Origin of the sequence: Streptomyces bikiniensis (assembly GCF_000716625.1) — a bacterium.
GTDB lineage: Bacteria > Actinomycetota > Actinomycetes > Streptomycetales > Streptomycetaceae > Streptomyces > Streptomyces bikiniensis.
The window spans coordinates 1-12,922 of the sequence record NZ_JNXJ01000078.1; the positions used below are offsets into that span (position 1 = coordinate 1).

Sequence of the window (12,922 nt, forward strand, 5' to 3'; positions counted from 1 at the left end):
GACGTTGCGGTCGGAGCAGCCGCCGGACGAGGACCAGGTGATCCCGGAGGACCGGAACATCGAGGTCGCGGTGGCGTGGCTGATCTTGGTGACCGCGTGCGCCTCGCCGGCGGAGGCGAGGACGCCGACGCCGGGCGCGAAGAGGGCGCCGAGGACGAGGGCGAGGACGGTCAGGACGGAGCGGAGCTTCATCGGGGGTTCCTCCTGCTGGTGACCGTGAGGGGTGGGGACGGCGGTGCAGGTGGTGCGGAGGGCGCGCACGGCGCCGGTTGTGCCGTACGGCGCAGGGAGATGGTGCCGCAGTTCTACGCGCGTCCGAAAGGGGGCTTCGGCGCTTTCCGGGGGCTTCCGGGTGAACATCCCCCGGAGATGTTGAATATTGAACTTAAGGGGGCTACAGTCGTTCTCGTTGAAGGTTCAACCAATCCCGAGCAAGGAGCAGTCATGGGTCTCTTCGGCCGCAAGAACACCGAGTCCGCCACCGCCGTCGCCACCCTCCCGGTGGACCCGGCCCTGGCCGCCCTGACCGGCGACTACACCGTCGACCCCGCCCACAGCAGCATCGGCTTCACCGTCCGCCACGCCATGGTCACCAACGTCCGCGGCACCTTCGCCGAGCACGAGGGCACGCTGAAGCTGGACGGGACGGACCCGGGCGCCTCCACCGCCTCGATCGACGTGAAGATCGCCTCCGTCGACACCGGCATCGCCGACCGCGACAACCACCTGCGCAGCGGCGACTTCTTCGACGCCGAGCGGTTCCCGCTGATGTCCTTCCGCTCCACGCGGGCCGAACAGCTGGGCGGCGACACGTACCGGATCACCGGCGACCTGACCATCAAGGACGTCACCCGGCCGCTCTCCATCGACCTGGAGTTCAACGGCAGCGCGACGGACGTCTACGGCAACGAGCGCGTCGGCTTCGAGGGCTCCGCCGAGATCCTGCGCTCCGAGTGGGGCCTGACCTGGAACGCGGCCCTGGAGACCGGGGGCGTCATGGTCAGCGACAAGGTCAGGCTGACCTTCGACATCTCCGCGATCAAGAACGCCGCCTGATCCCCCCTCCCCCGGCCGCGAGGCCGCACGAGCGAGCCCGCCCGTCCGCCGGAACACGGTGGACGGCGGGCGCTCGGCGTTTCCGGGGCGGGCCCGGCGGTCGTCAGGCCGCCTTCGCCGCCGCCTCCACCACCGCCGGGACCAGCCGGTCGTTCTCCGGCGCGCCCGGACCTCCCAGGAAGGCGAAGCGGCGGCGGGCGTAGCTGTAGGCGAGGCCGGTGGCCGGGTCGGCGAAGGCCTGGGAGCCGGGGGCGCCGCTGTGGCCGACGGCTCCGGGGCTCAGCGACGGGTAGCGGGTGGCGAGCGGGACGAAGCCGAGTCCGAAGGCGTTCCGCGAGCCCGTGACGAGGTCGGTGCCCTCGGAGTGGACCCGGGCGAACTCGGCGAGGGTGCCGGGGGCGAGGAGCGGGGGCCGGCCGTCCAGCTCGCCCGCGACCGCCGCGTACATCCGGGACAGGCCCCGGGCGGAGCCGACGCCGCCGCCGGAGAGCGGCGCCCGGGCGTGCACGGCGCGGCTGTTGCCGTACGCGACCATGTCCAGCGGCGGATCGGCGCGGAGGTTGAAGGCGACGGCCGCCAGGCTGTCGGGCGCGATCGGGTTCGCGTCGAGGAACGCCCGCTCCTCGGGGGTGGGGACCAGCGGCAGGGCCGGGCGGAAGCGGGATTCGAGCTCCTCGGGCAGGCCCAGGTGGTAGTCGAGGGCGTACGGGGCGCGGACCCGCTCCTCGAACAGCTCCTGGACCGTCCGGCCGGTGGCCCGCAGGACCACCTCGCCGACCAGGGCGCCGATGACGAGGGCGTGGTAGCCGTGCGCGGTGCCCGGCTCCCAGAAGGGGCGCCGGCCCGCGAGGCGGGCGGCGGTCCTGCGGTCGTCGGCCAGCTCCTCCAGGGTGAGGTCGCCGTCCGCGCCGATCACCCCGGCGCGGTGGGCGAGCAGCTGCCGCAGGGTGGTCTCCCCCTTGCCCTCGGCGGCGAACTCGGGCCACCAGGAGGCGACCGTGCGGTCGAGGTCCAGGGCGCCGTCCTGGACGAGGAGGGCGACGACCAGGGCCATGGCTCCCTTGGAGGAGGAGTAGAGGGCGAGCAGGGAGTCCCCGTCGACGCCGTCACCGCCCCAGAGGTCGACGACGAGGCGGCCGCGGTGGTGGACGGCGAGCTGCGCGCCGCCGTCCCGCGCCTCGCGCGCGGCGATCTCCGCGAACACCTCCCGTACGGACTCGAAGCCGTGCTCCACCGTGCCGTGGACGTGGACGTCGCTCATCGCGCCTCTTCCCCTGCGTGCCGTGGTCGTGCCGGTCGTCCCTTCCGACGCTAACGGCCGCCACTGACAACGGAGTCGGTGGAGCAGGGGGGCCGGACCGGGGCCGGGTCAGAAGCCGCCTCCGCCGTCGAAGCCGCCGCCTCCGCCGAAGTCCCCGCCGCCGCCGAAACCGCCTCCGTCGAAGCCGCCTCCGAAGTCGCCCGAGGAGAAGTCGCCCGAGGAGAAGTCCCCGCCCTGGAAGTCGCCGCCGCCGTACTCGGAGGCGTAGGCCGGGGTGGAGAGCATGGAGCCGAGGACGGTGCCCATGAGGAGGCCGGGGAGCAGGCCGCCGCCGAAGTAGCCGCCGGCCCAGGGGCCGTAGGCGGGCCCCGCCTCCCAGTAGGGGCGGCGGCCGGAGTCGGTGTCGACCGTGCGGGCGAGCGGGTCGCGGCCGTCGTCCAGGCGGGCCGCGTCGGCGGCGCAGACCGGGACCTCGCGGGCGGTCCCGCCGGCCGGGGTCCAGACGCGGTCCCCGGTGGAGGGGCCGTGGCGCGGGTCGAAGAAGCAGGGGGCGCGCCGCTCGGGCGGCGGGCGGTGCTCGCGGCGGGCGGCCAGGACGGCGAGGGAGAAGCGGCCGTCCTCCAGGGCCTCGGTCACCCCGCGCACGTCGTGCGGGCGGGCGGCGGAGCCCATGAGGGACTTGGCCCGGTCGTAGGAGTCGAGGGCGCGTTCGTAGTCGCCGCGCATGGCGTCGTCGGCGCCGGGCTCGGCGGGGTGGAAGTCGAGGCGGTCGAGTTCCTCGCCGAAGGCGGTGATGTCCTCGTCGACGACGACCCGGAGCTTCTCCAGGGCGGCCCGCTCCTCGGCCTCCTTGCGGAGCCGGTTGCGGCGGACGACCGCGTAGCCGCCCGCGCCGGCCGCGACGACGACGCCGCCGAGGACGGCGAGCCCGGCGACCGGCACTCCGGAGTCGGAGCCGGCGGAGCCCCAGGAGGAGGGGGCGGAGCCGCGCAGGGCGGGCAGGGCCCGGTCCACGAAGGCGTTCAGCTCGGTGGCCGCGTCCACGTCCGGCGCCCGGACGGAGGCGGCGAGGTTCCGGACGGCGGCCGGGGACATCACGGAGGGGTCCACCCCGGCGTCGAACCGGTCGCCGAGCCGTACGGCGTACAGGCCGGTGGCGCCGGTCCGGGCCCGCAGGTCGTCGATGAGCCCCTGCGGCGGGAACTGCGCGTTCGCGGGCAGCACGGCCACGAAGAGCGGCTTGTCCGCGTCCTCGATCTTCCGCGCGAGGGCGTCCGCGTCGGCCTTCGAGAGCTGGTCGGCGGCGCCGGGGTCGACGTAGACCGGGCCCTGGCGCAGGGCGGCGGCCGCGTCGGACACGCCCGTGGCCCCGGCGCCCGCGGTGGGCGCCAGGACCAGGAGCAGCAGCAGTATCAACCCGCCGAGAACCGCGGGGCGGGCGAGCGGCCTGGTCCTCATACGTCGACGCTACCCGAACGGCGCCGAACAGAACATAGAAGACCAAGGGAACCAAAAGGGCACGAGACACCGAAGGCGGCTACTCGGCGGGGTCGACCCCCGCCCTCAGCAGGCCGTAGGTGAAGGCGTCCTCCAGGGCCTGCCAGGAGGCGGCGATGACGTTCTCGCCGACGCCGACCGTGGACCACTCGGCGTTGCCGTCGGTGGTGGTGACCAGGACCCGGGTGGTGGACTCGGTGCCGTGGCGGCCCTCCAGGATGCGGACCTTGTAGTCGGTCAGCTCGAACTTGGCGAGCTGCGGGTAGATCCGCTCCAGACCGACCCGGATCGCCCGGTCGAGCGCGTTGACCGGGCCGTTGCCCTCGGCGGTGGCGACGATCCGCTCGCCCTTGGCCCAGAGCTTCACGGTGGCCTCGTTGGCGTGGGTGCCGTCGGGGCGGTCCTCGACGATCGCCCGCCAGGACTCCGTACGGAAGTAGCGGCGGGCCCGGCCCTCGGCCTCCTCGCGGAGCAGCAGCTCGAAGGAGGCGTCGGCGGCCTCGTACGTGTAGCCCTGGAGCTCGCGCTCCTTGACCCGCTCCACGACCCGGGAGACCAGGGCCCGGTCGCCGCCCAGGTCGACGCCGAGCTCCTTGCCCTTGAGCTCGATGGAGGCGCGGCCGGCCATGTCGGAGACCAGCATCCGCATGGTGTTGCCGACCAGCTCGGGGTCGATGTGCTGGTAGAGGTCGGGGTCGACCTTGATCGCGGAGGCGTGCAGTCCGGCCTTGTGGGCGAAGGCGGAGACGCCCACGTACGGCTGGTGGGTGGAGGGGGTGAGGTTGACGACCTCGGCGATGGCGTGCGAGATCCGGGTCGTCTCGGCGAGGGCGCCCGGGGGCAGCACGCGCTTGTCGTACTTGAGCTCCAGGGCCGCGACGACGGGGAAGAGGTTGGCGTTGCCGACCCGCTCGCCGTAGCCGTTGGCGGTGCACTGGACGTGGGTGGCGCCCGCGTCGACGGCGGCGAGGGTATTGGCGACGGCGCAGCCGGTGTCGTCCTGGGCGTGGATGCCGAGCCGGGCGCCGGTGTCGGCGAGGACGGTGGCGACGACGGCCTGGACCTGGGCGGGGAGCATGCCGCCGTTGGTGTCGCAGAGGACGACGACGTCGGCGCCGGCCTCGTGGGCGGCGCGGACGACGGCCTTGGCGTAGTCCGGGTTGGCCTTGTAGCCGTCGAAGAAGTGCTCGCAGTCGACGAAGACGCGGCGGCCCTGCTCGCGCAGGTGGGAGACGGTGTCGCGGACCATCTCCAGGTTCTCTTCGAGGGTGGTGCGCAGGGCCAGCTCGACGTGCCGGTCGTGCGACTTGGCGACCAGGGTGACGACCGGGGCGCCGGAGTCGAGGAGGGCCTTGACCTGCGGGTCCTCGGCGGCGGTGCCGCCGGCCCTGCGGGTGGCGCCGAAGGCGACGAGCCGCGCGTTCCTGAACGCGATCTCCTGGCGGGCACGGGCGAAGAACTCCGTGTCGCGCGGGTTGGCGCCGGGCCAGCCGCCCTCGATGAAGCCGACGCCGAAGTCGTCGAGGTGCCGGGCGATGGTCAGCTTGTCCGCGACGGTGAGGTTGATGCCCTCGCGCTGCGCCCCGTCGCGCAGCGTCGTGTCGAAGACGTGGAAACTGTCGTCGAGGGGTGAGGCCTCGGCGTTCTCCGTGGTCATGGCTGTCATGGCTCCTGTCGGATGTGGCTCCGGAATGTCTGGCTCCACTTGCCCCCATTCTCGCGCCGCGTCCTTCTCCGGCGTGGGTGGGGCCGGAAAACGAAAAAACCCCTCGCGGGTGCGAGAGGTCTGCGCGCGGGTCTGGGGCACGGTGTCCGCCTGCGTGGGGGTCGTTCCACGCCTCAGCGGTCACTACGGACCGGCGCGCCGCTGCCGATAATCATCGTGGTAGCAGGCACGCCGGAAGTCTGGCACAGGTGACCGCCCGGTGGGGCGGTGGTCTCACGATACGGGCAGGGTGTCCGGTTTCCGCCCGGTCGCGGCGCCGTCGCCGCCCTTCCCCACCCGGCCGAGGTCGATGTCGCGGGTCTCGCGCATCGTGAGGTAGACGACCAGGGAGACGGCCGCGCAGCCGGCCACGTACCAGGAGAAGCCCGACTCGATCCCGGCGTTCTTGAACCAGAGGGCCACGTACTCGGCGGTGCCGCCGAAGAGGGCGTTGGCGACGGCGTACGGGAGGGCGACGCCGAGGGCGCGGACGCCGGTGGGGAAGAGCTCCGCCTTCACGCAGGCGTTGATGGAGGTGTAGCCGGTGACGACGAGGAGCGCGAGGAGGGAGAGGCCGAGGGCCGGCCAGAAGGAGCCCGCGTGCTTGAGCATCGCCATGATCGGCACGGTGAGGAGGGTGGAGCCGACCGCGAAGGTGATGAGGAGGGGGCGGCGCCCGATCCGGTCGGAGAGCCGGCCGGCGAGCGGCTGGAGGCAGGCGAAGACGATCAGGGCGCAGAAGGAGACCAGGGTGGCGGTCTGCTTGGGGAGCCCGGCGGAGTTCGAGAGGTACTTGGTGAGGTAGGTGGTGTACGTGTAGTACGCCACGGTCCCGCCCATGGTGAGCGCGACGACGAGGAAGGCCTCGCGGCGGTGCGCCCACAGGGCCCTGAGGGTGCCCTGCTGCCCCTGCTCGACGCCGTCGCCCGCGGACTCCTCGTACACCTCGGTCTCCAGCATGGTGCGGCGCAGGTAGAAGACGACGGCCGCGCCGAGGGCGCCGACGACGAAGGGGATCCGCCAGCCCCAGGAGTGCAGGGCCGCGTCGGACAGGGTCTGCTGGAGGACCAGGAGCAGGCCGAGGCCGAGGACCTGCCCCGCGGTCATCGACACGTACTGGAAGCTGGAGGCGAAGCCGCGGTGTTCGGGGGCGGAGGCCTCGGTGAGGTAGGTGGCGCTGGCCGCGTACTCGCCGCCGACGGAGAGGCCCTGGAGGAGGCGGGCGACCAGGAGGACGGCGGCGCCGCCGTACCCGGCGACGGCGTAGGTGGGGGCGACGGCGATGAGGACGGCGGAGGCGGACATCAGGGTGACGGTGAGGGTGAGGGCCGCCTTGCGGCCCTTGCGGTCGCCGACGCGGCCGAGGAGCCAGCCGCCGACCGGGCGCATGAAGAAGCCGACGGCGAAGATGCCGGCGGTGTTCATGAGTTTGGCGGTGTCGTTGCCCTCGGGGAAGAACGCCCCCGCGAAGTAGGTGGCGAAGCTCGCGTACACGAACCAGTCGAACCACTCGACCATGTTGCCGGCGGAACCGACCCAGATCTTCTTCCAGTGCTCTCGTCCCATGGGCAGGAACCGTGCCGGAGCGACGGCCCGGCCAACAAGGGTGCGCGGGGCAACGATCCTGTGTACTTGCGTGCGTTACGGTCGCGCGAGCAGCTCCTGCTCGACGAACTCCCTCACGTGCTCCAGGACTTGCTCCCTGCCCGTGCCCGGGAGCCCGACGGCGACGTGCACGCTGAAGCCGTCGAGCAGGGCGCGCGTCCGGGTGGCGAACCGGTCCGGGTCGACCGGCCGGAACTCGCCGCGCGAGACGCCCTCGGCCAGGATCGCGACCAGGTCCCGGTGCCAGGCGCCCTCGATGGCGGCCTGCCGGGCGCGGGCGTCGCCGTCGGCGTTCTGCGAGCGGTTCCAGACCTCCAGCCAGAGCGTCCAGTGCGGGTCGCGCGGCCCCTCGGGCACGTACACCTCCACGTACCCGTCGAGCCGCTCGCGGGCGGTCCCGGGCCGGGAGAGCAGGGCGCCGCGCCGGGCCCCGAGCCGCCCCTCGCTCCACTCCAGGGTCTGGAGCAGCAGCTCGTCCTTGGTGCGGAAGTAGTACAGCAGGTGCCCGCTGCTCATCCCGACCTGCCGCCCGAGCCCGGCCATGGTGAGCCCGTCGAGCCCACGCTCGGCGATGGTCCCCATGGCGGCGGCGAGCACCTCCTCGCGGGGAGGCGCGGCCTGGTTGCGGCGGCGGGGGTGGGGCGGGGGGCTGCTGCTCTGACTCACTCGTACGTTCTACCCGATGACGGGCCCGGGAGGTCCGGCCGTCAGACCTTCGGCTGCTGCTGGGTGATGCAGTGGATGCCGCCGCCGGCCGCGAAGATCGTGCGGGCGTCGGTCAGGACGACCTCGCGGTCGGGGAAGAGGCGGCGGAAGATCTCGGCGGCGAGTTCGTCGTGGGGGTCGTCGAAGGCGCAGAGGATCACGGCGCCGTTGCAGAGGTAGTGGTTGATGTAGGAGTAGTCGACCCAGTCGCCCTCCTCGTCCTTGAGGGCGGTGGGGGCCGGGATCTCGATGACCTCCAGGGGGCGGCCCCGGGCGTCGGTGGCGGCGCGCAGGATGCTCGCGTGCATCCGGGAGCGCTCGTAGTCGGGGTGGGCGGGGTCCCGCTGGCTGTGGACGAGGACCGTGCCGGGGCGGGCGAAGGCGGCGACGATGTCGACGTGGCCCTGGGTGCCGTACATGCCGTAGTCGGCGGTGAGGCCGTGCGGGAGCCAGATCGCCTTCGTGGTGCCCAGCTTGGCGTGGATCTCGGCCTCGACCTGCTCACGGGTCCACTCGGGGTTGCGGCCGGAGCCGAGCTGGACGGTGTCCGTGAGGAGGACCGTGCCCTCGCCGTCGACGTGGATCGCGCCGCCCTCGTTGACGAGGGGGGAGGAGAGCACGGGGACGCCCGCGGCGTCCGCGACGTGGCGGGCGATCGTGGAGTCGTGCTCCCAGCGGGCCCAGTCCTGGGCGCCCCAGCCGTTGAACACCCAGTCCACGGCGGCCAGTTCGCGGCCGTCCGTGACGAAGGTCGGGCCGATGTCCCGCATCCAGGCGTCGTCGAGGTCGCGCTCGACGAGGTCGACGTCCTCGCCGAGGAGCGCGCGGGCGCCCTCCGCGTCGCCGGGGGGCACGACCATCGTGACCGGTTCGAAGCGGCGGACGGCGCGGGCCACCGAGGCCCAGGCGGCGCGGGCGGCGGCCAGCTCCTCGTCGTCGGTGAAGGTGGGGTTCGGGCCGGGCCAGGCCATCCAGGTGCGCTCGTGGGGCATCCACTCGGCGGGCATGCGGTACGTCATGGTCAGCGGGTCCTAGAGGAAGTAGAGGCGGTTGAGGGAGACGGACTCGACCGCCTCGGAGCGGATCGGGGAGCCGTCGAGCGAGACGAGGCCGGTCCGGTCGTCGACCTGGACGTCGCCGACGCGGGAGTTGAGCCGCAGGTCGGCCGGGCCGATGCCGCGGGTGCCGCGCACGGCGACGCGCCGGCGGCGGGTCGGCATGCGGTCGGCGCCGAGGTCGACGGCGGCCTGGGCGACGAACGCCACGGAGATGTCGGCGGCGGTGGCGCCGTGGGCGCCGAACTGCGGGCCGAGGACGAGGGGTTCGCAGGTGTCGGTGGCGGCGTTCGGATCGCCCACGACCCCGTACGCGGGGAAGCCCGCCTTCAGGACGAGCTGCGGCTTGGCGCCGAAGAACTCGGGCCGCCACAGCACGATGTCCGCGAGCTTGCCGGCCTCGATCGAGCCGATCTCGTGCGCGAGGCCGTGGGCGATCGCCGGGTTGATGGTCAGCTTGGCCATGTAACGGAGCACGCGCGCGTTGTCGTCGTGCGCGCCGTCGCCCTCCAGGGGGCCCAGCTCGGCCTTCATCTTCCCGGCCATGGCGAAGGTCCGGCGTACGGTCTCGCCGGCCCTTCCCATCCCCTGCGCGTCGGAGGAGGTGATCCCGATCGCGCCGAGGTCGTGCAGGACGTCCTCCGCGCCCATCGTCCCGGCCCGGATCCGGTCGCGCGCCATGGCGGCGTCGCCGGGGAGGTCGGTCTTCAGGTCGTGGACGGAGACGATCATCCCGTAGTGCTCGGCGACCGCGTCGCGGCCGAAGGGCAGGGTGGGATTGGTGGAGGAGCCGATGACGTTCGGCACGCCCGCCATCTTCAGGACGTTGGGGACGTGCCCGCCGCCGCAGCCCTCGATGTGGAAGGCGTGGATCGTACGCCCCTCCAGGACGCGCAGGGTGTCCTCGACCGACAGGCACTCGTTGAGGCCGTCGCTGTGCAGGGCGACCTGCACGTCGTGCTCCTCGGCGACCCGCAGGGCGGTGTCGAGGGCGCGGGTGTGGGCGCCCATGTCCTCGTGGACCTTGAAGCCGGACGCGCCGCCCTCGGCCAGGGCCTCGACCAGGGGCGCGCCGTCGGAGGAGGAGCCGCGGGCGAGGAAGCCGATGTTGACGGGCCAGGCGTCGAAGGCGTTGAAGGCGTGTTTGAGGGCCCAGGGCGAATTGACGCCGACGCCCCAGACGGGGCCGAACTCCTGGCCGATGACCGTGGTGACGCCGGAGGCCAGGGACGCCTCCATGATCCGGGGCGAGAGGAGGTGGACGTGGGTGTCGACGGCTCCGGCGGTGGCGATCAGGCCCTCGCCGGAGACGATCGAGGTTCCGGTGCCGACGACGACGTCGACGCCGTCGAGGGTGTCGGGGTTGCCGGCCCGGCCGATCGCGTGGATGCGGCCCTCGCGGATGCCGATCGACACCTTGCGGATGCCCTGGACGGCGTCGATGACCAGGACGTTGCTGATGACGACGTCGCAGGTCTCGCGGACGGCGGCGGCCTTGAGGTGGAGTCCGTCGCGGGCGGTCTTGCCGAAGCCCGCCAGGAACTCGTCGCCCGGCTTCTGGGAGTCGGACTCGACCCGGACGACGAGGCCGGAGTCGCCGAGGACGACGCGGTCGCCGGCGCGGGGGCCGTGCACGGAGGCGTACTCGTACGGGTCCATCAGTTCTCTCCGTCCTTGCCGTGGTCCCCGGTCCCCAGGTAGCCGCAGGCCGCCGCGCGGCGCAGGGCCTCCTCCTTGGCGCCGGGGGCGTCCAGCGGGCCGTCGACCAGGCCCGCGAAGCCGATGGCGACGCGGGCGCCGCCGACGGGCACGAGGCCGACCTCGGCCTCGCCGCCCGGGTCGAAGCGGAAGGAGGCGCCGGCCGGGATGGCGAGCCGCATGCCGTAGGCGGCGGCCCGGTCGAAGTCCAGGCGCGGGTTGACCTCGAAGAAGTGGAAGTGGGAGGTGACGCTGACGGGGACGGTCGCGGTGTTCCGTACGCGGAGGGTGAGCGCGGGTTCGGTCTCCGGGTGGCCGGGGCCGGGGCGCAGCGCGCCGGGCGCGTCCGGGCCGAGGCCTCCCCCGCCGATCGGGTCGGAGACGACCGCGAGGCGGGAGCCGTCGTCGAAGACGGCCTCGACGTGCACCTCGGTGACGACGTCGGCGACGCCGGGCAGGACGTCGTCGGGGCCGAGGACGGAGCGGGCGGCCTCGATCGCCTCGGCGAGTCGCTTGCCGTCGCGGGCGGCCTCGCAGACCGTGTCCGCGACGAGCGCGGTCGCCTCGGGCACGTTGAGCCGCAGTCCGCGGGCCCGGCGGGCCCGGGCGAGTTCGGCGGCGCTGAAGAGCAGCAGCCGGTCGCGTTCCGTGGGAGTCAGTCGCACGTCCCAAACACCTCCTGTTTGAGCATCACTCTAAATGTCGAGAAGCAGGGTTCCAAGGATTGACGCGAAGTACAGGCACACGTCACATTGAGCGCCACTCCAAAATCGTCCGCTCAGCCCCCTCTCCCAGCTCTCCAGGAGGCGCCATGCCGACAGAACAGCGCGGAGTCGACACCGTCCCCGAGGCCGAACGCACCAGCGGCCCCCGCGACCTCGTCTCGATCCTGCTCGGTTCCAACCTCTGCCTGGGGGTGATCGTCTTCGGCTGGCTCCCCGTCTCCTTCGGCCTGGGCCTGTGGGCCTCGGTGACCTCCGTCGTGACCGGCACCCTCGTCGGCGTCGCGGTCACCGCCCCGCTCGCGCTGATCTCCCTGCGCACCGCGACCAACCTCTCCACCTCCTCCGGCGCCTTCTTCGGCGTCCGCGGCCGGCTCGTCGGCTCGGTGGTGGGGCTGCTGCTCTCGCTCGGCTACACCGCCCTGACCCTCTGGATCGGCGGCGACGTCGTGGTGGGGGTCCTCGCCCGGCTGACCGGCCTGCCCGCGAACGGCGCCGCCCACGCCGTCGTCTACGCGCTGCTCGCCGCCTGCACCGCGGTCGGTGCGGTGTACGGCTACCGACTGCTGCTGCGGCTGAGCAGGGCGCTCGCGGTCGGCATGACCGCGCTCCTCGCCGTCGGCCTGGTCGCGTACGCCGGGGACTTCACGACGGCGGCGGTGCCGGACACCCCGTACCTCCTGGGCTCCTTCTGGCCGACCTGGCTGCTCTCGGCGGTGGCGGCGGGGCTCAGCGGGCCGGTCGCCTTCATCACCCTGCTCGGCGACTACACGCGGTACGTCTCCCCCGAGCGGCACAGCGCCCGGACCGTGTGGCGGGCGACCTGTCTGGGCCTGGTCGTGGGACTGCTCGTCCCGCAGCTCTTCGGCACGTACACGGCGCTCGCCGCCCGGGGGGCGCTCGACTACGCCGGTCCGCTCGTCGCCGCCTCGCCCGGCTGGTACCTGGTGCCGCTGCTCGTCGCGGCCACGGCCGGCACCGTCGGCAACGCCGGTCTGATGCTGTACTCCATGGGGCTCGACCTGGACGCGATCCTGCCCCGGGCCACCCGGGCGCGCGCCACCCTCGTGGTCGCGGCGGCGGCCACGGCCTTCGTCCTCCTCGGCCACTTCGCCTCGGACGCGCAGACGGCGATGACCTCGTTCGTGCTGCTGCTCACCGCGATCGGCACCCCGTGGGCGGTGATCGCCCTCATCGGGCACGCGCGCTGCGGGGGCGTCTACGATCCCGAGGCGCTCCAGGTCTACAACCGGCGCTCGCGCGGCGGGGCCTACTGGTTCTCGGCGGGCTGGCACCCGCGCGCCACCGCCTCCTGGGCGATCGGCGCGGCGGTCGGCCTGGCCGCGGTGTCGACGCCGCTCTACGAGGGGCCGCTGCTCGCCCTGACGGGCGGGATCGACTGCAGCTTCGTGCTCTCGGGGATCGCGGGCGGCGCACTGTACGCCGCACTGACGCCGCACGGGGCCTCCGGGACCGTGACGGCCTCGGAGACCCCGCTGCGGATGGAGCCGTAGGGGCCAGGGCGTGTGTCGAAAGTCCCGCCTGCCCGGCGGCGCCCGGCACGCACGCTCGCCGCGTTGTCGGGATCACCCCGATACATCCAGTATCGGGGCGACCC

General features: G+C 73.3%; 10 protein-coding genes and 1 pseudogene. 2 read left to right on the forward strand and 9 right to left on the reverse strand.

What is annotated here, in order from left to right; translation table 11 throughout:
* Positions 1-192: pseudogene (locus OO47_RS32260) on the reverse strand (hypothetical protein); the annotation flags it as partial.
* 252 nt (positions 193-444) lie between these two features.
* On the opposite strand from OO47_RS32260, the gene OO47_RS32265 reads away from it, so the two are divergent.
* Positions 445-1,056: a YceI family protein gene (locus OO47_RS32265; protein WP_030223153.1), complete on the forward strand. Its 612-nt coding sequence runs from the start codon at positions 445-447 to the stop codon at positions 1,054-1,056.
* 103 nt (positions 1,057-1,159) lie between these two features.
* Here the strand turns inward: OO47_RS32265 and OO47_RS32270 are convergent, their stop codons facing one another.
* The 8 genes from OO47_RS32270 to ureA form a co-directional block, all read right to left on the reverse strand.
* Complete coding sequence (locus OO47_RS32270) at positions 1,160-2,317, reverse strand: EstA family serine hydrolase (protein WP_030223156.1); 1,158 nt, start codon at positions 2,315-2,317, stop codon at positions 1,160-1,162.
* A gap of 108 nt (positions 2,318-2,425) precedes the next feature.
* Positions 2,426-3,775, reverse strand: a complete 1,350-nt coding sequence (locus OO47_RS37515) for a hypothetical protein (protein WP_030223159.1) — start codon at positions 3,773-3,775, stop codon at positions 2,426-2,428.
* Between the two features lie 79 nt (positions 3,776-3,854).
* Entirely contained in the window at positions 3,855-5,471 is a 1,617-nt protein-coding gene (gene cimA / locus OO47_RS32280) for a citramalate synthase (RefSeq protein WP_030223162.1), read from the reverse strand.
* 282 nt (positions 5,472-5,753) lie between these two features.
* Positions 5,754-7,085, reverse strand: coding sequence for an MFS transporter (locus OO47_RS32285; protein ID WP_030223165.1), 1,332 nt, complete (start codon positions 7,083-7,085; stop codon positions 5,754-5,756).
* A gap of 75 nt (positions 7,086-7,160) precedes the next feature.
* Positions 7,161-7,706, reverse strand: coding sequence for a TetR/AcrR family transcriptional regulator (locus OO47_RS32290; RefSeq protein ID WP_234323380.1), 546 nt, complete (start codon positions 7,704-7,706; stop codon positions 7,161-7,163).
* Positions 7,707-7,831: 125 nt separating this feature from the next.
* Positions 7,832-8,848, reverse strand: a complete 1,017-nt coding sequence (locus OO47_RS32295) for an agmatine deiminase family protein (protein ID WP_030223169.1) — start codon at positions 8,846-8,848, stop codon at positions 7,832-7,834.
* 12 nt (positions 8,849-8,860) lie between these two features.
* Positions 8,861-10,543, reverse strand: coding sequence for an urease subunit alpha (locus tag OO47_RS32300; RefSeq protein WP_030223171.1), 1,683 nt, complete (start codon positions 10,541-10,543; stop codon positions 8,861-8,863).
* The gene (gene ureA, locus OO47_RS32305) at positions 10,543-11,247 is read right to left on the reverse strand and encodes an urease subunit gamma (RefSeq protein WP_030223174.1); all 705 of its coding nucleotides are present in this window, start codon (positions 11,245-11,247) and stop codon (positions 10,543-10,545) included. The genes OO47_RS32300 and ureA overlap by 1 nt, the downstream gene beginning before the upstream one ends.
* A 146-nt stretch (positions 11,248-11,393) precedes the next feature.
* Between ureA and OO47_RS32310 the strand changes: the two genes are divergently transcribed.
* The gene (locus tag OO47_RS32310; protein WP_030223177.1) at positions 11,394-12,818 is read left to right on the forward strand and encodes a cytosine permease; all 1,425 of its coding nucleotides are present in this window, start codon (positions 11,394-11,396) and stop codon (positions 12,816-12,818) included.
* Positions 12,819-12,922: the final 104 nt, after the last annotated feature.

Bases quoted from the DNA above. Each gene is read 5' to 3' on its own strand.
- OO47_RS32270 (WP_030223156.1), bottom strand. From the start codon at position 2,317: ATGAGCGACGTCCACGTCCACGGCACGGTGGAGCACGGCTTCGAGTCC.
- OO47_RS32300 (WP_030223171.1), bottom strand. From the start codon at position 10,543: ATGGACCCGTACGAGTACGCCTCCGTGCACGGCCCCCGCGCCGGCGAC.
- cimA (WP_030223162.1), bottom strand. From the start codon at position 5,471: ATGACCACGGAGAACGCCGAGGCCTCACCCCTCGACGACAGTTTCCAC.
- OO47_RS32295 (WP_030223169.1), bottom strand. From the start codon at position 8,848: ATGACGTACCGCATGCCCGCCGAGTGGATGCCCCACGAGCGCACCTGG.
- OO47_RS37515 (WP_030223159.1), bottom strand. From the start codon at position 3,775: ATGAGGACCAGGCCGCTCGCCCGCCCCGCGGTTCTCGGCGGGTTGATA.
- OO47_RS32290 (WP_234323380.1), bottom strand. From the start codon at position 7,706: ATGGGGACCATCGCCGAGCGTGGGCTCGACGGGCTCACCATGGCCGGG.
- OO47_RS32265 (WP_030223153.1), top strand. From the start codon at position 445: ATGGGTCTCTTCGGCCGCAAGAACACCGAGTCCGCCACCGCCGTCGCC.
- OO47_RS32285 (WP_030223165.1), bottom strand. From the start codon at position 7,085: ATGGGACGAGAGCACTGGAAGAAGATCTGGGTCGGTTCCGCCGGCAAC.
- OO47_RS32310 (WP_030223177.1), top strand. From the start codon at position 11,394: ATGCCGACAGAACAGCGCGGAGTCGACACCGTCCCCGAGGCCGAACGC.